The sequence below is a fragment of the Curtobacterium sp. MCBD17_008 genome, from assembly GCF_003234475.1.
Classification (GTDB): domain Bacteria; phylum Actinomycetota; class Actinomycetes; order Actinomycetales; family Microbacteriaceae; genus Curtobacterium.
Map to the genome: position 1 here is coordinate 309465 of NZ_QKTK01000001.1, position 19369 is coordinate 328833.

At 71.9% G+C, this 19369-nt stretch carries 16 protein-coding genes; 8 read left to right on the top strand and 8 right to left on the bottom strand.

Translation table 11 applies throughout. The annotated features are described in order from the left end of the window. The first annotated feature begins 23 nt into the window (after nt 1-23). From DEI95_RS01535 to DEI95_RS01545, 3 genes are read left to right on the top strand one after another with little or no spacing between them, the layout of a single operon-like run. Nucleotides 24-620: a TasA family protein gene (locus DEI95_RS01535; RefSeq protein WP_110824765.1), complete on the top strand. Its 597-nt coding sequence runs from the start codon at nt 24-26 to the stop codon at nt 618-620. After that, nucleotides 617-1495, top strand: a complete 879-nt coding sequence (locus DEI95_RS01540) for a hypothetical protein (RefSeq protein ID WP_110890128.1) — start codon at nt 617-619, stop codon at nt 1493-1495. The genes DEI95_RS01535 and DEI95_RS01540 overlap by 4 nt, the downstream gene beginning before the upstream one ends. Then, a complete protein-coding gene (locus DEI95_RS01545; RefSeq protein ID WP_111059189.1) occupies nt 1492-2187 on the top strand; it encodes a signal peptidase I in 696 nt (231 codons plus the stop codon). Before DEI95_RS01540 ends, DEI95_RS01545 begins: the two co-directional genes overlap by 4 nt. On the opposite strand, the gene DEI95_RS01550 is transcribed toward DEI95_RS01545, so the two are convergent. After that, the gene (locus DEI95_RS01550) at nt 2154-3704 is read right to left on the bottom strand and encodes a Mur ligase family protein (protein WP_258367388.1); all 1551 of its coding nucleotides are present in this window, start codon (nt 3702-3704) and stop codon (nt 2154-2156) included. The two genes, DEI95_RS01545 and DEI95_RS01550, sit on opposite strands and share 34 nt — an antisense overlap. A 232-nt stretch (nt 3705-3936) precedes the next feature. On the opposite strand from DEI95_RS01550, the gene DEI95_RS01555 reads away from it, so the two are divergent. Both DEI95_RS01555 and DEI95_RS01560 read left to right on the top strand, forming a co-directional pair. After that, nucleotides 3937-4464, top strand: a complete 528-nt coding sequence (locus tag DEI95_RS01555; protein WP_110901424.1) for a hypothetical protein — start codon at nt 3937-3939, stop codon at nt 4462-4464. A 120-nt stretch (nt 4465-4584) separates the two neighbouring features. Beyond that, nucleotides 4585-5913: a GNAT family N-acetyltransferase gene (locus DEI95_RS01560; RefSeq protein ID WP_111059138.1), complete on the top strand. Its 1329-nt coding sequence runs from the start codon at nt 4585-4587 to the stop codon at nt 5911-5913. A gap of 62 nt (nt 5914-5975) precedes the next feature. On the opposite strand, the gene DEI95_RS01565 is transcribed toward DEI95_RS01560, so the two are convergent. From DEI95_RS01565 to DEI95_RS01595, 7 genes are all read right to left on the bottom strand, one after another. After that, on the bottom strand, nt 5976-6833 hold the full coding sequence (locus DEI95_RS01565) for a cation-transporting ATPase (protein ID WP_111059139.1): 858 nt from the start codon (nt 6831-6833) through the stop codon (nt 5976-5978). A gap of 115 nt (nt 6834-6948) precedes the next feature. Beyond that, the gene (locus tag DEI95_RS01570) at nt 6949-8226 is read right to left on the bottom strand and encodes an FAD-binding protein (RefSeq protein ID WP_258367389.1); all 1278 of its coding nucleotides are present in this window, start codon (nt 8224-8226) and stop codon (nt 6949-6951) included. 28 nt (nt 8227-8254) lie between these two features. Continuing rightward, entirely contained in the window at nt 8255-9787 is a 1533-nt protein-coding gene (araA, locus tag DEI95_RS01575; RefSeq protein ID WP_111059141.1) for an L-arabinose isomerase, read from the bottom strand. After that, on the bottom strand, nt 9784-10485 hold the full coding sequence (locus DEI95_RS01580; protein ID WP_111059142.1) for an L-ribulose-5-phosphate 4-epimerase: 702 nt from the start codon (nt 10483-10485) through the stop codon (nt 9784-9786). The genes araA and DEI95_RS01580 overlap by 4 nt, the downstream gene beginning before the upstream one ends. Then, nucleotides 10485-12158 carry a xylulokinase gene (locus DEI95_RS01585; protein WP_111059143.1) on the bottom strand — a complete coding sequence of 558 codons (1674 nt, stop codon included), beginning with the start codon at nt 12156-12158 and terminating at the stop codon, nt 10485-10487. Before DEI95_RS01585 ends, DEI95_RS01580 begins: the two co-directional genes overlap by 1 nt. 93 nt (nt 12159-12251) lie before the next feature. Continuing rightward, nucleotides 12252-14147, bottom strand: a complete 1896-nt coding sequence (locus tag DEI95_RS01590; RefSeq protein WP_111059144.1) for a glycoside hydrolase family 127 protein — start codon at nt 14145-14147, stop codon at nt 12252-12254. A 9-nt stretch (nt 14148-14156) separates the two neighbouring features. After that, complete coding sequence (locus tag DEI95_RS01595; protein WP_220036608.1) at nt 14157-15215, bottom strand: substrate-binding domain-containing protein; 1059 nt, start codon at nt 15213-15215, stop codon at nt 14157-14159. Between the two features lie 185 nt (nt 15216-15400). Here DEI95_RS01595 and chvE point away from each other — a divergent pair, with 185 nt between their 5' ends. The 3 genes from chvE (at nt 15401) to mmsB (ending at nt 19364) form a co-directional block, all read left to right on the top strand. Next, entirely contained in the window at nt 15401-16537 is a 1137-nt protein-coding gene (chvE, locus tag DEI95_RS01600; protein WP_111059145.1) for a multiple monosaccharide ABC transporter substrate-binding protein, read from the top strand. Nucleotides 16538-16666: 129 nt separating this feature from the next. After that, nucleotides 16667-18196 carry a multiple monosaccharide ABC transporter ATP-binding protein gene (mmsA, locus tag DEI95_RS01605; protein WP_375342334.1) on the top strand — a complete coding sequence of 510 codons (1530 nt, stop codon included), beginning with the start codon at nt 16667-16669 and terminating at the stop codon, nt 18194-18196. Then, nucleotides 18183-19364: a multiple monosaccharide ABC transporter permease gene (gene mmsB, locus DEI95_RS01610; protein WP_110824778.1), complete on the top strand. Its 1182-nt coding sequence runs from the start codon at nt 18183-18185 to the stop codon at nt 19362-19364. Before mmsA ends, mmsB begins: the two co-directional genes overlap by 14 nt. The last annotated feature ends 5 nt before the right edge of the window (nt 19365-19369 follow it).

Genomic DNA, 19369 nt, shown 5'->3' on the forward strand with positions numbered 1-19369 from the left:
CCGCGACGTCCAGGGGGACGACCATGACGAGGACCACACCGACGACGGGACGCCACCGCGCGCCCCGTCGTCGGCGCTGGGTCTGGACCCTCGGGATCGCTCTCGCCGCCGCCGTGAGCGCTGCTGTCATGGGCAGTGGCAGCACCTACGCCCTGTGGAACAGCTCCGCCGAGACCGACGCGGTCACGATCCGATCGGGCACGGCGACCCTCGCCGTCACGGCGATGCGCGTCACGGACGCGGCACCGCTCGCGCCGGGGACGAGCACGACGGGGACGTTCACCGTCCGGAACACCGGCACCGTCCCGCTCTCCATCCGGCTCGCGCTGACCGGGACGAAGGTGGCCTACGTCCCCTCCGTCCCCGACGCCGCCGTGCTCGACGAGCTCACCGTGCGTCTCGCCGCGGTCGCGCGGGCGTCCGACTGCCGGGCCGGGCTCGGCGGCTACAGTGCCCGCCCGACCGCGTTCGACACCGGGAGCGGCTACTACACGCTACCCGTCGGGGTCACGGGCACGGCCTGCGTCGAGGTGGTCCTCGACGCGGACGCGCCGCAGACCGTCTCAGGTGCCGTCACCGACTTCACCCTGACGGTCACGGGGACGCAGGTGGCAGGGTGAACGGCCGCCTCCGGGTCCTGCTCGCCGTGGTGCTCGTCGCCGCGTTCGTCGGCGGTGGCTCCTCCGTCGCCTGGGCGCTGTGGACCGCGACCGGGACCACCGCGTCGAGCGTCACGAACGGCAAGGTGGTCGCGGGCATCACGGGCACCGAGGCCATCACGACCACCTTCACCTCCGCCGACCCGACCGTCACCCGCCCGGTCACCCTGCGGAACACCGGGAACATCGCGGGCACGACCGCGACGCGCGTCCTGGTCGCCGCCGGGTCGGTCGCCCTCGCCCAGGCCGTCGACGTCGTGGCGTGGCCCGTCCCGTCGGCCGACGGGTGCACCGCGACCGGGGACGTCGGCAGCGGTGCCGTCCGAGGGACCTGGGCCGCGCTCCCGAGCCTGGTGTCCCACCTCGGGCCGCGGGCCGATGCCGTGTGGTGCATCCGGTCGACTGTCCGGGCCGACGCACCCCCGCAGGCGACCACGGACGTGCACCTCGAACTGACGACGGCGAACGGGAGTTGGGTGTCCGCCACCGTGTCGGGCGGGCTGTACCTCAACACGGGCAACGGCCTCCCCGCGTTCACCTGCACGGACCACGACGGCAACTACGTCGACGTGGCCTGGGCCCGCGGTACCCGGCCGGACGCCACCTACTACGCCGCCTACGTGGGCGAGAAGCGGGTCGGCGCGTCCGACCAGGGCTACCACGGAACCCTCCAGATCGCTCCGGTGGACCTCCCGCCGGGCACCCCCGCCGGGCCCGTGACCGTGGACGTCCGCGTCCTCGACGACGCCGGGCAGCCGACCGACGACATCGCCGGTTCCGGGCCGGTGACCCTGTTCACGCAGCAGGACGGCCCCGCCATCCGGTGCGGCGCATGACCACGATCAGCAGCGGCACCCGGTCCGGAGGCGCGACCCGGCCCCGCCACGCCGCCCGCCCCGCCGTCCGTCGTGTCCCGACCGGCTTCCCGGCACTCCTCCGCGCGGTCGGACTCGGTCTGAGCACCGGGCTGGTCCTGCTCGTGGCGGCGCTGGCCGTCGTGCTCGTCGTGCTCCCGAAGGCCACCGGCTCGGTGCCGCTCTCCGTCCTGACACAGTCGATGGAGCCGACCCTGCCGCCGGGGACGCTCGTCGTCGTCCGTCCGGTCGCACCCGAGGACATCCGGGTCGGGGACGTCGTCACCTACCAGCTCGTCTCCGGGCGGCCCGAGGTGGTCACGCACCGGGTCGTCGCGATCGGTGCGTCCTCGGACGGCTCCCGGACGTTCGTGTTCCGCGGCGACGCGAACGCCGAGGCCGACGCCGACCCGGTGATCCCGGCGCAGGTCCGCGGTGAGGTCTGGTACAGCGTGCCCGGGCTCGGCGCGGTCAACCAGGTGGTGAACGGGTCCCGGACCTGGCTGCTGCCGACGCTCGCCGGCCTGCTGCTCACCTACGGCGTCGTCATGATCACCATCGGCACGGTCTCCGCCGTGCGCCGCCGTCGGCGCCGGGCGGAACGTCGTCGGGCGGGCCGTGACCACGTCGCCCGCGATGGTCACATGGCGGAGACGGCCTCCCGCGCCGGGTGACCGGCCTCCGCGAGTGCGGCCTGCGCGTCCCGGAAGGACGAGTACGGCACGTGCACGCCGCGGACGTCCCGGTAGTCGGTCAGCCCCGGACCGGCCCAGTACACGACACCGTCCTCCCCCACCGCGGCGAGGGCGTGGCGGATCGCCTGCGCCGGGTCCGCCAGTTCGACGACGGTGGCCGTCCCCCCGGACCGCCGGGCACCGTCGAGGACCGCGGCCCGGATGCCGTCCGGGTCCTCGAATCGCGGGTGGTGGTCCGCGACGACCACGAGGTCCGCCATCGTCGCCGCGACCGCACCCATCGGACCGCGCTTGCTCGGGTCGCGGTCGCCGTCCGCGCCGAGGACGATCGCCACGGGGCCGCTGGCGAACGCACGGATCGCCGCGAGGCTCTTCGCGAACGCGTCCGGGGTGTGCGCGAAGTCGACGAACACGCGCGGACCCGTCGCACTCGACGCATCGGCCATCCGCCCCGGCACGACGACGTCGAGCCCGCCGTCGACCGCCGCGACCAGGTCGTCCGCGGGGACACCGCCTGCGCGGAGCATCGCGACCGCCAACCCGACGTTCGCCGCCATGTGCCGACCGAGCAACGGCACCTCGGTGCTCACGTGCACGCCCGGGCCGTCGATCCGGAAGCGGGTGCCGTCGGGGCGTTGTTCCAGGACCGTGACCCGCCAGTCCGCGGACGTGCCCGGGTCGCTCGTGACCGTCTCGACCGGGATCCCGCTCGCCCGGACGACGGCGCGACCGGCGGCCGAGTCGAGCGACACGACGCCGCGTCCGGCCCGGTCGGGCTGGAACAGCTGCACCTTCGCGCGGAGGTAGTCGTCCATGTCCACGTAGTCGTCGAGGTGGTCGTGGCTGAGGTTCGTGAACCCGGCGACGTCGAACCACACGCCGTCGACGCGGTGGCGCGTGAGCCCCTGTGCGCTGACCTCGACCGCGGCTCCGTCGACGCGGCGTTCACGGGCACGGGCGAGGAACGCGTGGAGTTCCGTGGCCTCCGGCGTCGTCAACCGGCTGGCGACGACCTCGTCGGCGATGCGGCGCTCTGCGGTGGAGGTCATGGCGGTGGTCCACCCGAGGCGCTGCATGACCGCGTCGAGGACCGACACGGTCGACGTCTTGCCGTTGGTCCCGGTGACACCGAACAGCGGGAACCCGAGGTCGGCGGTGCCCGACACCACCCGGGCGACCGCACCGAGGACCGCGCGCGGGTCCGGGACGACGACGGTCGGCAGCCCCGCGAGCGCAGCGTCACGCGCCCCGGCGTCGTCCGTGAGGACCGCGACCGCTCCGGCGGCACGGGCCGCTTCGACGTGCCGGGAGCCGTGGCCACGACGACCCGGCACCGCGATGAAGAGCCAGCCGGGCAGGAGGTCCGCGGTGGCGACCGCGGCGCCCGTGACGACGGTCCGTGCGGCTGCCCCGGTCAGCGGTCCCGCGCCGGCCGCCGCGGCGACGTCGGCGAGCGCGACCGGCCGGGAGCGCTGGGGGTCGAAGGCGTGCGGCACGGTGTCCTCCTCGGCAGGAGCGATGGTCGTCGGGGTCGACGAGCATCGGTGCGACGGACGTCGTGGTGGCGGTGGCCAGGGTGCCGACCGCCCGGTCGCGTCGTCGGTGACGCAGCTGCGGCGACAGGCCGGGATCGGACCGGACCACCAGTGAACCCCAGCGAACCGAGCGCGACCACAGCTGCTCGTACCCCGACCTCTCGACCATCCCGCCGCGTCTAGGCTCTGGCGGGTGAGGGACGGGGTGGAACGGGCGCGGGTGCTGCTCGCCGGGGCAGCGGACCGACTCGGTGCGGCCGGTACCCGGGACGAGGCGCTCGGGGAGTACGTCGAGCCGAAGCCGGTGCTCGGGATCCGACGTGACCCGACGATCCGCTCGCTCGGCCGGGTCTGGCGTGTCGGGGCGCTGCTGCTCGGGTCCTCACCCGAGACGGCCGGGCGGGTGTGGTCGACCGGGTCCATCACCCGGGTCACCGAGGCCGGCCGCGCGCAGTTCGTGTCCGTGTCCGCCGAGGTCCGCCGCGCCTACCGGGCAGCCGCGGCGAAGGGGCACTTCGCCCCCGGCGACACCGTGAACCACGGCGCGACGCCGATCCCCCTCGACGACTCCCTGGTCGACGGCAACGGCACGCTGTTCGTCCGCGACGGCACCCCCCGGGTCCGCTGGTCGGCGACGGCGGGCACCGACGTGCCGCTGGCCGACTACCTCGACGACCGCGTCGCCCTGCTCGTCGACCCACCCCGCGGCGCGACCGACTAGCAAGCGACCCCGTACCGTCCCCGACGCCACCGGGACCGGGACCGCGACCGGGTCGTCGCCCAGGAGGCCGCCCGCCGGATGCCCTGACGACCGCCACCGGACGCCGGTAGGGTCGGCCACGTGGGATCGATCAACGACGCGTCCGCCGACCGCTACGAGCTCCGGGAGTTCCACCCGGGGACCGACGACCAGGGAGCTCCGGACAGCAGGACGAAGCCGTGGATGGACGCCATCGGCCTCGGCTTCCACGAGCCGACCGAGACCGACGAAGCGGCAGCCCGCATGGCGGCGCACATGATCGCCGACCAGGAGACCTTCCTCGGGGTGTACGTCCGACAGCCAGCGCCGGGGTCGGTCGACGAGACCTGGCCCGCCGGCACGTTCACGTGGTTCCGGAAGGCGCTCAGCTGGGGTGACGGGACCGCGATCGACACGCAGGCGGTGTCCGCGGTGACCGTCCGCCCGACCGAGCGTCGGCGCGGGATCCTCCGGCGGATGATGACGCACGCGCTCGAGCGCGGTGTCGCCGAGGGGTACGCGATGGCGTCCCTCACGGCGTCCGAGGGCACGATCTACCGCCGCTTCGGGTTCGGCTGCGCCATCCGCGAGCGTGCGGTCCGTGTCCGCCGCGCCCGCGCGCTCCCCTTCCTCGCCCCGACCACCGGCACGGTCGCGGTGGTCCCGCCGCAGTGGCTCGCGGACGGCGTCGGCCAGGAGGTCTTCGCCCGGTTCCACGCCCGCACACCGGGCTCGATGGTCCGCAACACCGGCACGTGGCCGATCGTGTTCGGGGAGATCGGCCGCGACGGCGAGAAGGCGAAGGACGTCCGCGCCGCCGTGCACCGCCCCGACGGCTCGGACGAGGTCGACGGCTACGTCACCTGGCGCGTCGTCGAGGGCAAGACCGGTGAGGACACCCGCGTCGAGGTCGTCGACCTCGTCTACGTGACCGACGAGGCCTACCTGTCGCTATGGGAGTTCCTGCTCTCGATCGACCTGAACGACGTGGTCGTCTACGACCGCTCGCGTCTGGACGACCCGATCGTCGCCGCCGTCGCCGACAACCGCGCGTTCGACGTCGACCACGAGGAGGACCACGTCTGGCTCCGCGTCCTGGACGTCGCCGCCGTGCTCGAGTCCCGCCCGTACGCGGTCGACGGATCGCTCACGCTCGCCGTCACGGATGCGCTCGGCCACGCGTCCGGCACGTACCGGCTCGACGTCCGAGAGGCCCGTGGCACCGTCACCCGGCTGGCCGACGACGCCGACGCGGCCGGCTCCGACATCGCGCTCGACGTCGCCGACCTCGGAGCGGTGCTCATCGGGTCGGTGTCACCGCAGACCCTGGCGGCCGCCGGGCTGCTGCACGCCGCCGACGAGGCCGCCCCGACCCTGCTGCGGTCGATGCTGACCCCGCCGCGCACGCCGCACGGGATCACGTACTTCTGAGGCCGGCCTGGTCCGTCGGGGCGCACGCCGGGGGACCAGGGGGGGTCGACCTCCAGACCGGCTCAGCGGTCGAAGAAGTCGCCGATCCCCGGCCACTGGAAGCCCTCGCCGAGGTTCCCGACCTGGTCGCCGAGCCCGCCGAGTGCCTGCTCGCCCTGTGCGGCGACACCCTCGACGCCACCGCCGAGGTCACCGAGCCCACCGCTCACGGTGTCACCCAGGCCGGACGCGACGCCCTCGAAGTCGACGCCGAGGTCAGCCGCCTGCGTGAGCACCGGTCCCGCTGCCGCGCTGAGGACCGCGCCGCCCGCGACCGCCACCGCGAGTCCGCCGACCGCGAGTGCTCCGCCACCGATCGCGGTGCCGGCGAGGACCTTCCGCATCGTCCCCGGACGGCTCGTCTCGCCCCGGGTCGCGGCCCTCGCCAAGCCGGCCGGGGACGCATCGGTCGACCGGTCGTGCTGCGGGACCTCGGCGTTGAGTCGCTGGAGCACCTGCTGTCGCTGCTCCGGGGTCAGGCGAGCGAACGCGTCGTGGTGCGCCTGCTCCAGACGCTCGGGGTCCGCGGTCTTCAGCAGGTAGTCGTACTTCGCGATCGCCACGCGGTCGGCATCGGTCGAGGGCGTGCGTGCGGGTCGCCCCTCGGTCGGCTGCCCGTACGACTGCTGTCCGGTCGGCTGCTGCGGCTGCCGCGCGGAGTCGTGCCCGCTCCGGTCGTCACCGGTCAACCTGTCCGCGGCCGTCCGGACCAGGCCGCGCCAGTCGGTGCCACCCGATCGACCGGGCTGCCGGTACTGCTGCATGCCGCCCGGCTGCTGCGCACCGCCCTGGTTCCCGGCCCCGGGCTGGCCGGAGCGCTTCTGGAGTTGCTTGTCGATGACCTTCGAGGCCATGCCGAGGATGCGGTTCAGGTTCGCCATACCTGACCTTTGCGTCCTCACATGTGCGCACGCGGCAGTGCTCCGGTGCGCTGCCGGTGCACTCCCCCGGCATCCCCTGTGAGCGGCGACGCTCCGGTCCACTGCGCCGCGCGCGTCAGCCGAGCACGCGGTCCAGGAACGGGTTGCGGAACCGGCCCTGCGGGTCGAGGTCCCGCGCGAGTGCCGCGAACGCCCCGAGCTGCGGGTAGACCTGGTGCAGCCGCTCCGGCGTCGCCGCGGTGACCTTCCCCCAGTGCGGACGGGGAGCGAAGGGCGCGAGGGCGTTCTCGATGAGGGGCAGCGCGACGGCCACGTCCTCGGTCTGCCGACGGAAGGTGAAGTGGAACGCGACCGAGTCCTGTCCCGAGCTCGGCGCGAGCCAGGCGTCGTCCGCCGCGATGCGTCGGATCTCGGAGACGAAGAGCACCGGTGCGATGGCCTCGCCGATCTCGCGCAGGGCCTGGATCGCGGGGACGGCGTCCGTGGCGGCGACCATGTACTCCGCCTGGATCTCCTCGCCGGCGGACGGCGTGAACGACGACCGGAAGTGCGGGAGCCGCTCGTGCCAGGGTCCGGGCACGCCGCCCTGTTCGGTGACGCCCGCGGTCTCGCTGCCCGGTACGGGGTGGATCGGTTCGGCGCCGGCGACGGCCCCGAGCGCGGCGAGGTCGATGACCGCGTCGTCCCGGTCCTCGCGCCGCTTCGTCCAGATCTGGCGGACGCCGTCGGCGGTGTACCCGGTGAACATGCTGACGCTGTACCCGGCCGACATGATCTGCTCGAACTGCGCGTCGACGACGTCCCACCCGAGGCCGGTGTGCACCGTCTGGGCGACGCGGTAGCTCGGTTCGACGGCGAGGTGCACCGCGACGACGACGCCGAGTGCGCCGAGCGCGACCCGGTGCGCGTCGAGCCGGGGGTCGTCCGCGGCGACGAGCTCGACCTCCCCGGAGGCCCGCACGATCTCGACCCCGACGACCGACTGCGCCAGCGAGGCGTTGCCGACACCCGAGCCGTGGGTGCCCGTCGCGACGGCACCGGCGACGGAGATGTGCGGCAGGGAGGCGAGGTTCGCGAGTGCCCAGCCACGGGCCTCCAGGGCGACGGCCACCTGGGCGTGCGTGAGGCCGGCGGCGACGCGCGCCACGCGCCGCTCGCCGTCCACGTCGAGTTCGGGCGGGAGGCCCGTGAGCGTCACCTGCACCGCGTCGGTGTCGGCGATGGTGTTGAACGAGTGCCGCGACCCGAGCGCCGTCAGGCGCGGGGTGGTGGCGACCAGCCGCTGGAGTTCGTCGAGGCTCGTCGGTTCCGCCAGGTGGCTCGCCGAGTAGGTGACGTTCCCCGCCCAGTTGGTGCGGGTGTGGGCTGCGGTGGTGGTGTCGTCGTCGATCACGTCGCTCATCGTAGGCCTCCCGACCGGCTCAGAAGCCCCGGTCGAGCCGGTGCCAGGTCTGCTGCGTGCGGACCTCGTCGCGGAAGCCGCGCAGCGTGGTGTGCTCGTCGATGACCAGGAACTCGGTGCCGATCATCGTCGCGAGGTCCTCGACCACCTGGATGCCGACGGCGGTCGTCATCACGGTGTGGTGCGCGGCGCCGGCGGTGAGCCAGGCCTCGGCGGACACCGGGAACGACGGCTGCGGCTCCCAGACGGCACGGCCGACGGGCAGGTTCGGCAGCGCCTCGGTGGGTTCGACGACCTCGACGACGTTCGCGGTGAGGCGGAAACCGTCGCGCGTGTCGGACAGCGCGGCGACCACGGCGGGGCCGGCGTCGGCGGTGAAGACCAGGCGTACCGGGTCGTCCTTGCCGCCGATGCCGAGCGGGTGGATCTCGAGCGTCGGGGTGGACGAGGTCAGCGTCGGCGAGACCTCGAGCATGTGGGCGCCGAGGATCTTCTCCGCGCCCGGGGTGAGGTCGTACGTGTAGTCCTCCATGAGCGACGCGCCACCGGGGAGCCCGGCGCCGGCGACGTTCATCGCGCGGACGAGGACGGCGGTCTTCCAGTCGCCCTCGGCACCGAACCCGTACCCCTCCGCCATGAGCCGCTGCACCGCGAGGCCGGGCAGCTGCTTGAGCGTGCCGAGGTCCTCGAAGTTCGTGGTGAACGCGGCGGAGCCGTTCTCGGCGAGCAGGGCGCGGAGGCCGAGCTCGATCGCGGCGCCGTCGCGGAGGGACTGGCGACGGGCGCCGCCGTCCTGCAGCTCGGCGACGAGGTCGTAGGCGCTGTCGTACTCCGCGACGAGCGCGTCGACGGCGGCGGTGTCGGCCGTCGCGGTCTCGACGGCCGCGACGAGGTCATTGACACCCCAGGTGTTGACCTGGACGCCGAGCTCGATCTCGGCCTCGGTCTTGTCGCCCTCGGTGACGGCGACGTAGCGCATGTTGTCGCCGAAGCGGGTGAGCTTGAGCTGGCGGATCGCGGCGGCACCGGCGGCGGCACGGGACCAGTCGGACACCCGCTGCTGCACCCGCGCGTCGGATACGTGACCGACGGCGGTGGCGTGCCGGACGCCCATGCGGGCCAGCGCGTACCCGAACTCGCGGTCGCCGTGCGCGGCCTGGTTGAGGTTCATGAAGTCGAAGTCGATGTCCGCCCACGGCAGCGCGACGTTCGCCTGCGTGTGCAGGTGCAGCAGCGGCTTCGTCAGCGCGTTGAGGCCGCCGATCCACATCTTCGCGGGGCTGAACGTGTGCATCCACGTCGTGACGCCGATGACCTTGTCGTCGGCGCTCGCCTCGATGAGGGCGCGGCGGATGCCGTCGGCGTCCTTGAGCACGGGCTTCCACACGAGCTTCACCGGCAGGGCACCGGCGAGCGTCTCGTGCACGGCCTTGCTCTGCTCCTCGACCTGGCGGAGGGTCTCCTCGCCGTACAGGCCCTGGGACCCGGTGAGGAACCACACCTCGTAGCCGTCGAGCGTGGCCTGGGGGTCGACGGGGGTGTCCTGCGTCATCGCATGGCTCCTTCGGGGTTCTGTCCGTAGACGTTCTGGTACCGGTCGAACAACCGGTCGATGTTGTCCTGCGCGATCGGGACGAGCTCGCCGCCCTGCTTCGCGATGTGCACGGTGCGGGCGACGTCCTCGCACATCACCGCGGCCTTGACGGCGTCCTTCGCGTCCTTGCCGATCGTGAACACGCCGTGGTTCTGCATGAGCACCGCACGGGAGCGGTGTCCGGACAGGGTCTCCACGATGCCGCGGCCGATGGTGTCGTCGCCGATGATCGCGAACGGGCCGACCGGGATCGGTCCGCCGAACTCGTCCGCCATCGCGGTGATGACGCAGGGGATCTCCTCGGCGCGGGCGGCCCAGGCGGTGGCGTACGTCGAGTGCGTGTGCACGACGCCGTTCACCTCGGGCATGTTGCGGTAGACGTAGGCGTGCGCGGCGGTGTCGCTCGACGGGCCGTGCTCGTTGCCCCACCCGTCGGCCGGCACACCGTCGAGGGTGCAGACGACCTGGTTCTCGGGCGCGAGGTCCTCGCTGACGACGCCGCTCGGCTTGATCACGAAGAGGTCGGTGCCGGGCACGCGCTCGGAGACGTTGCCGCCGGTCCAGATCACCAGGCCGTAGCGCACGAGTTCGCCGTGCAGGCGGGCCACGCGCTCGCGCGCGGCCGCCACGGCCGCTCGGGTGGTGTCGTCGGTCATCAGATCACGTCCTGTTCCTGCTGGGGGTCGGCGTCGGTGTCGGTCTGGAGGCCCGGCTCGCCCGCCTCCGTCGGTACGCCGCCGCGCGTGGTCGCGCCGGGCACCGTGGCCGCGATCGCCTGGATCGGCAGCGCGGCACGGAAGCGGTCGAGGTACGTGGCGAAGCCGTCGACGTCGCGGTCGTCGGGCTCGACGACGTCGGCAGCGGCGGACCCGAAGACCGTGGTGTCGAGGTACTCGGCGAGGGAGCTGTCGGCGGCGTGCTCGAGGTAGGCGGCCAGGACGGCGATGCCCCACGCCCCGCCCTCGCTCGCGGTGGCCTCGAGGGCGACCGGCACGCGGAGGGCCGCGGCGAGCTGGCGCTGCGGCAGCCCGGGCGTCCGGAAGAGCCCGCCGTGCGCGGTCATCCGGTCGACGGCGACGCCCTCGCCGTGCAGGACCTCCATGCCGATCGCGAGCGTCGCGAACGCGCCCATGAGCTCCGCGCGGACGAGGTTGCCGAGCGTGAAGCGGGCGTCGGGCGCGCGGAGGAGCAGCGGGCGACCGTCCTCGACACCCGTGACGGGCTCACCGGCCAGGTAGTTCACCGCGAGCAGTCCGCCGGCGTCGGTGTCGGCGTCCGCTGCCTCGTCGAGGAGCGTGCGGAACACGGTGTCGGCGTCGACGGGGCCACCGGCGGCCTCGGCGAAACGGCCGAAGACCCGGGCCCAGCTGCCGATCTCGCTCGCACCGTTGTTGCAGTGCACCATCGCGACGGCGTCACCCGCGGGGGTCGTGACGACGTCGAGCTCCTCGTGCGGAGTCGACAGCGGCCGCTCGAGGACGACCATCGCGAAGATGCTCGTGCCGACGCTGACGTTGCCGGTGCGCTGGGCGACGGCGTTCGTGGCGACCATGCCGGTGCCGGCGTCGCCCTCCGGCGGGCAGAGCGGAGCACCGGGCTGCAGCGTCCCGGTCGCGTCGAGCCACGCCGCGCCCTCGGGGGTGAGCGTGCCGGCGTCCTGGCCGGCGACGAGCACCTCGGGCAGCAGCGCCCGGAGGTCGGGGACACCGATGAGGTCCTGTGCGGCGCTGAGCATCGCGGCGTCGTAGTCCTGCGTCGCCGGGTCGATCGGGAACACCCCGGAGGCGTCGCCGACCCCGAGCACGTCCCGGCCCGTCAGGCGGCGGTGCACGTACCCGGCGAGGGTCGTGATGCCGTCGATGTGCGCGACGTGCTGCTCCTCGTCGAGGACGGCCTGGTACAGGTGCGCGACCGACCAGCGGAGCGGGATGTTGAACCCGAGCGCGTCGCTGAGCGCGGCGGCGGCGGGGCCCGTCGAGGTGTTGCGCCAGGTGCGGAAGGGGACGAGGAGGTCGCCCGCTGCGTCGAACGGCAGGTAGCCGTGCATCATGGCCGAGACGCCGACCGCGCGGAAGGCCGTCGGGACGGAGCCGTGCTGCTCCTGCACGTCCGCCACCAGCGCGCCGTACGCGGCACGGACACCGGTCTCGACGGCTGCCAGCGGGTAGGTCCAGCGTCCGTCGACGAACTCGTTCTCCCACTCGTGCGAACCGGAGGCGATGACCGTCAGGTCCTCCCCCACCAGACACGCCTTGATGCGGGTCGAACCGAGTTCGATGCCGAGGGTCGTGCGGCCGTCCGCGATCTCGCGGGTCCGGTCGTCGCTCATGGGGGCCTCCTGCTCTCGCCGTCGAGTGAGCGCTCACACTGTAGCGCGTGAGCGCTCACGCGGACAACTCGTCGGCCGTGTCGGCGGGGCGTCCTACCCGACCGGGAGGAACACGCGCATGGTCGACGGACCCCGGTTCCCCCACGACGCGTACGGCACCAGCCGGACGGGTTCCGCTGCCCCGTCGTCCACCGACGTCGCCCCGTACGGCAGCGCGCCGTCGGCGTGCACCGACCGCGGCCGGAGCCACACCCGGACGTCGTCCGGACCGTCGTCCTCCGGCACGGAGTCCGCGACGAGGACGACCTCCCCGACGTCCCGACCGAGGTCGGTCGACTCCAGGGCGTAGACGAGCGGGCCTCGTTCGACGGCGAGCGTGCCGCGGACCGCGTCGATCCGCGGGTCCGGGGCAGTGAGCCGTGCGGTCACCGGCACCCGGAGCACGACCCGATCCCCCGGGACGAACGCGCGCTCGACGGTCACGGTCTGCTCGCCGGCCACCTGACGGGAGCCGTCCGGCGTCTCGAGTGTGGCCTCGCCCGCCCACGAGGGCACGCGGAGCCGGAGCGCGACCGGGATGCCGGTCGCCCGGGTCGCCTCGACGACGACGGTGCCGTCGGTCGGCCACCCAGAGCGCACCCGAAAGCCGACCTGTGCGCCGCCGGGCAGGGTCAGCTCGATGTCGAGGTCACCGTACTGGTGCAGCTGCAGGCCGTCGTCGGTCATCGTCGCGAAGACCGACTCGACACTGGCCAGGGTCCGGGCGAGGTTCGTCGGGCAGCACGACACCGCGAACCACGGCGCGCGGAGGCTCGACAGGGCTCGGTCGCTGAGGTCACCCTCCGGGGGCACCGCGCCCTCGACGCGCTGGTGCATCGTGTTCGCGTAGAAGAACGCCCGACCGTCCGCGCGGGGTGCCACCATGACGGCGTTGTACAGCGTGCGCTCGATGAGGTCCGCGTACTTCGACTCCCCCGTCTCGAGCAGCAGACGCCACGACACCATGTTCGACGCGATCGCCGCGCAGGTCTCGCCGTACTCGCGGTCCGGTGGCAGCTCGAAGTCGGCCCCGAACGCCTCGTCCTGGTGGTGGGAGCCCATCGCACCGGTCAGGTAGGTGCGCGTGGCCACGGTGTTGGACCACTGCCGTTCGACTGCGGCGACGAGATCCGCGTCGCCGGTCTCGACCGCGACGTCGACCGCTCCCGCCGCCAGGTACACCGCCCGGACGGCGTGCCCGCGCCAGACGTCGGCCTCCCGCACCGGCACGTCGTCCTGGAAGTACTCCGGACCGAAGGCGATCGGCCCGAGCCGACCGTGTCCGCGTCGTTCGATGAAGAGCTGGGCCAGCCGGACGTACCGGTCGTCACCGGTCGCCCGACCGAGCTCGACGAGGGCCGGTTCGATCTCCGGGTGGCCGCACACCGCCTCCCGTCCGCCGTCCCCGAACACCACGACCAGGTGGTCGGCGACGCGGACCGCCACGTCGACCAGCCGCCCGCTGCCGGCCGTCCGGAGCCGGGCGACGGCCGCCTGGATGAGGTGGCCCATGCAGTAGAGCTCGTGGCCCCACTCCAGGTCCGACCACCGGGGCCGCTGCCACGGCCGTCCGAACGCGGTGTGCAGGTACCCGTCGTCGTCCTGGGCGGCGGCGACCCGGTCGACGAGCCGCTCGTACCGCACCTGGAGCTCCGCGTCCCCGGTGCGTCCGAGCTCCCAGGCCATGGCCTCGAGGAGCTTGTACACCTCGGAGTCGACGAAGTCGATGCCCGCGTGCTCGAACGGCGCACCGGTGGCCGCACCGTCGAAGTTGCCGGCCCAGCCGATCCGCTCGATCCAGTCCTCGCAGTGCCGGAGCACGGCGCTCCCGTTCCGCTCCTGCCACGCTCCCCAGTACCCGGCACCCAGGCGGAGGGCACCGTGCGGCAGGGGGCGCAGGACCGAGGTGGAGGGCGAGACAGGGCCGGTTGCGGGAGACGTCGTCGTCATGGCCCGAGGCTACGCCGAGCGCCGCACCACCAGCTCCGGCTGCAGCAGCGCCTCGTCGTGCTGGCCGCCCTCGAGCAGCGCCCGGGCCGAGGCGAGCACGCGCTCGCCCATCGCCTGGAAGTCCTGGCGCACGGTGGTCAGCGGCGGGGTGAAGTGTGCCGCCTCCGGGATGTCGTCGAAGCCCACGACGGCGATGTCGTCGGGGACCCGCAGCCCCTCCTCGGCGAAGGCGTGCAGGACACCGAGCGCCATCTGGTCGTTCCCCGCGAAGACCGCGTCGACCGCCGTCACGTCCAGGGACCGCCCGGCCGCGAACCCGCTCGCCGGGGTCCAGTCGCCGTCGAGCACGACCGGGGTCAGACCGCGGGAGCGCATGGTCCGCTCGTAGGTGGCACGGCGCACCTCGCCCTCCTGCGAGACGCCGGGTCCGGCGATGTGCACGATGCGTCGGTGCCCCCGGTCGAACAGGTGCTGCAGCGCCATGGTCGTGCCGGCGGCCTGGTCGATGGCGACGGCCGAGACGGTGGCGCCACCGCTGCCGGGCACGACCAGGTCGGTCGGCACGGCGTCCCGCTGCACGGCGTTCGCGACGACGACGGGCACCGTCACGGCCATGGTCAACGAGCCGAGGGCGTCGAGCACGCGGTTGTCCGCGGCGACGAGCACCACGGCGGCGACGTCCTGGGCGAGCAGGGTCGTGAGCGCCTCGGACAGGTCGACCGGCCGGGGGTCGTCGGGCAGCGTCGAGAGGAGCACGTGGTACCCGGCGGTGCGCGCGGCCCGCTCGAACCCGATCGCGGTGCTCGACGGTCCGTACAGCGCGTCCCCCGCGCTCACCAGGCCGAGTGCACGACTCCGGCCACCGGCCAGGGCCCGGGCAGCGGCGCGCGGACGGTAGCCGAGCTCCCCGATCGCGGTGGTCACACGCGACCGGAAGCCGTCACGGACCGTCGGGTCCCCGTTGATCACGCGGCTCACGGTCTGGTGCGAGACGCCCGCGCGCTCGGCGACGTCGAAGATCGTCGGGGCCTTGCGGGGCCTGCCGTTCGGCGTCGTCGTCGTGGTCACCCGGTCACCGTACCGCGGCGCCCGTCCGGGGCGGCGACATACCGATCCGGTCACGACGAGTTGACACCGTGTAACAGAACCAACATGATGTGAGCGCTCACTTGGAGCATCACATCCCCAGCGGGACACAGCAGCCCCGCACCCGAGCGCGTCGACGTCGACGCGAGAGGAACAGAGGTACTTCGATGAAGAAGCGCAGGATCGTCGCGAGCGTCACCGCTCTCGGTCTCGCCCTCTCCCTGGCCGCCTGCTCTGCCGGCGGCCGCGGTGCCACCAGCTCTGACGGCGGTGACGAGGGCAACGGCAACAAGGGCGCCCTCGTCGGCGTCGCGATGCCGACCAAGGTCTCCGAGCGTTGGATCAAGGACGGCGACGCCGTCAAGAGCAGCCTCGAGAAGGCCGGCTACAAGGTCGACCTCGAGTACGCGGACAACAAGATCCCGCAGCAGGTCCAGCAGGTCAGCAACATGATCACCAAGGGCGCGAAGGTCCTCATCGTCGCGTCCATCGACGGTGGCTCGCTGTCCGACCAGCTCGACGCAGCGGCCGACGCCGGCATCAAGGTCATCTCCTACGACCGCCTGCTCACCGGCAACAAGAACGTCGACTACTACGTCTCGTTCGACAACTACAAGGTCGGCGTCGACCAGGCGACCTCGCTCCTGACCGGCCTCGGGCTCCTCGACGCCGACGGCAAGAAGACCGACGAGAAGGGTCCCTTCAACATCGAGGTCTTCGCCGGCTCGCCCGACGACAACAACGCCACGTTCTTCTTCAACGGCGCCATGGACACCCTCAAGCCGTACCTCGAGGACGGCACGCTGAAGATCGGCTCCGGCCAGGACGGCTTCACGCAGGCCGCCACGCAGCAGTGGGACCCGGCGCTCGCCAAGTCCCGCATGCAGAACCTCGTCGCGAAGTCGTACTCGGGCGGCACCAATCTCGACGGCGTGCTCTCCCCGTACGACGGCATCTCGATCGGCATCATCTCGGCGCTCCAGGGTGCCGGCTACGGTTCGGGCGACCGCCCGCTCCCGGTGATCACCGGCCAGGACGCTGAGGCCGCCTCGGTCAAGTCGATCATGAACGACCAGCAGTACTCGACCATCTACAAGGACACGCGCCAGCTCGCCGAGAAGTCCGCGTCGATGGCCCAGGACCTGCTGTCGGGCAAGAAGCCCGAGGTCAACGACACCAAGACCTACGACAACAAGGTCAAGGTCGTCCCGACGTTCCTGTTCCAGCCGACGGTCGTCACCAAGGAGAACTACGAGAAGGTCCTCGTCGACTCCGGGTACTACACGGACGCCGACCTCAAGTAGGTCGCAACTCCTCTCCGGACGGGAGGCCCGGTGCCGGGCTGGCACCGGGCCTCCCGCCCGTCCCCACCCACTCGCGCGCCGTGCCGGCGCCCAACGGAAGGCGGTCCCGTGGCGGACACCATCCTCGAGATGCGCGACATCACCAAGACGTTCCCCGGCGTCAAGGCCCTGCAGAACGTCTCGCTCCAGGTCGAACGGGGCCAGGTCCACGCGATCTGCGGTGAGAACGGCGCGGGCAAGTCCACGCTCATGAAGGTCCTGTCCGGCGTCTACCCGGCCGGCAGCTTCGACGGCGAGATCCTGCTCGACGGGAAGCCCGTCTCCTTCTCGACCATCAACGACTCCGAGGACGCCGGCGTCGTCATCATCCACCAGGAGCTCGCATTGAGCCCCTACCTGTCGATCGCCGAGAACATCTTCCTCGGCAACGAGCGCGCCAAGGGCGGCTTCATCGACTGGAACAAGACGAACCTCGAGGCCGCGGCGCTCCTGAAGCGCGTCGGCCTCAAGGACAACCCGATCACCAAGATCACGGACATCGGCGTCGGCAAGCAGCAGCTCGTCGAGATCGCGAAGGCACTGTCGAAGGAGGTCAAGCTCCTCATCCTCGACGAGCCGACCGCCGCGCTGAACGACGACGACTCCGCGCACCTGCTCGAGCTCATCCGTTCGCTGCAGGCCGAGGGCATGACGGCGATCATCATCAGCCACAAGCTCAACGAGATCAAGGCGATCGCGGACAAGGTCACGATCATCCGTGACGGCCAGACCATCGAGACCCTCGACATGCACGCCGGCGAGGTCTCCGAGGACCGCATCATCCGCGGCATGGTCGGACGCGACCTCTCCACCCGCTACCCGGAGCACGAGTCGAAGATCGGCGAAGAGCTCCTGCGCATCGAGGACTGGACCGTCCACCACCCCCTCGACGCCTCCCGCGAGATCATCCACCAGGCGAACCTCACCGTCCGCGCCGGCGAGATCGTCGGGATCGCCGGGCTGATGGGCGCCGGCCGCACCGAGCTGGCGATGAGCGTCTTCGGGCACTCGTACGGCACCGGGATCAGCGGCACCGTCTACAAGCGCGGCACCCCGATCAAGACGAACACGGTCACCGCCGCGATCGACAACGGCCTGGCCTACGCGACCGAGGACCGGAAGCGCTACGGCCTCAACCTGATCGACGACATCAAGCGGAACGTCTCCGGCTCGGCACTCGGCAAGCTCGCCAGGTGGGGCTTCGTGAACGGCTCCGAGGAGACGACCGTCGCGCGCCAGTTCCTCAAGAACATGAACATCAAGGCGCCGACCGTGAACGCGGTGACCGGCAAGCTCTCCGGCGGGAACCAGCAGAAGGTCGTCCTGTCGAAGTGGATGTACTCCGACCCGGACGTGCTCATCCTCGACGAGCCGACCCGCGGCATCGACGTCGGCGCGAAGTACGAGATCTACACGATCATCAACGCGCTCGCGGACCAGGGGAAGGGGATCATCGTCATCTCCTCCGAACTCCCCGAACTGCTCGGCATCTGCGACCGCATCTACACGCTCTCCGAGGGCACCATCACCGCCGACGTCCCGCGCTCCGAGGCGTCGCCGGAAGTCCTCATGCAGTACATGACCCAGGAACGGGAGACCCCAGTCAATGAACGCGCTTAAGTCCGCCGCCAGCTACCTCACCGGGCAGCTCCGACAGATCGGCCTGTTCATCGCGCTGATCGTCATCGTCATCTTCTTCCAGGTGACGACGAACGGCATCACGCTGGCCCCGATCAACGTCTCGAACCTGATCGTCCAGAACAGCTACATCCTGATCCTCGCGATCGGCATGGTGATGGTGATCATCGCCGGCCACATCGACCTCTCCGTCGGTTCGGTCGTCGCGTTCACCGGTGCCATGGCCGGCGTCATGATCACGCAGTGGGGCATCCCCTGGCCGGTCGCCGTCGTCCTCTGCCTGGTCCTCGGCGCCCTGGTCGGCGCGTGGCAGGGCTTCTGGATCGCCTACTTCGGGATCCCGGCGTTCATCGTGACCCTGGCGGGCATGCTCGCCTTCCGCGGTGCCGCGCAGATCGCCCTGCAGAACCAGCAGATCTCGCCCTTCCCGGACGGCTTCCGCTCGCTCGGCTCCGGCTTCCTGCCGTCCTTCGGCACCTCGGGCTACGAGCCGCTCACGATGATCCTCGGCCTCGCCGCCGCCGCGATCCTCGTCATCACCGGCTTCCGCGGTCGTGCGACCCGTCGCAAGTACCAGCTCGAGGACGAGCCGTTCGCATGGTTCATCACCAAGATGGCGTTCACCGTCGCACTGGTCATCTTCATCGCGCTGCTGCTCGCCAGCTACAACGGCACCCCGATCGTCCTCGTGATCCTCGGCGTCCTGGTCATCGCGTACTCGATGGTCATGCGCAGCGCGGTCTTCGGTCGTCACATCTACGCGATCGGCGGCAACCCGCTGGCCGCACAGCTGTCGGGTGTCAAGACGAAGCGCGTCACGTTCCTGCTGTTCGTGAACATGGGTGTCATCTCGGCCCTCGCCGGCGTCGTCTTCACCGGCCAGCTCAACCTCGCCTCGCCGAGCGCGGGCAACGGCTTCGAGCTCGACGCCATCGCGGCCGTGTTCATCGGTGGCGCTGCCGTCACCGGTGGCATCGGTACGGTCCCGGGCGCGATCGTCGGTGGTCTCATCATCGGTCTGCTCAACAACGGCATGTCGATCCTCGGTGTCGGTTCCGAGTTCCAGCAGCTCATCAAGGGCCTGGTGCTCCTCGCCGCCGTCGCGTTCGACGTCTTCAACAAGCGCCGCGCGGCCTCCGCTCGGAAGTAGCACCC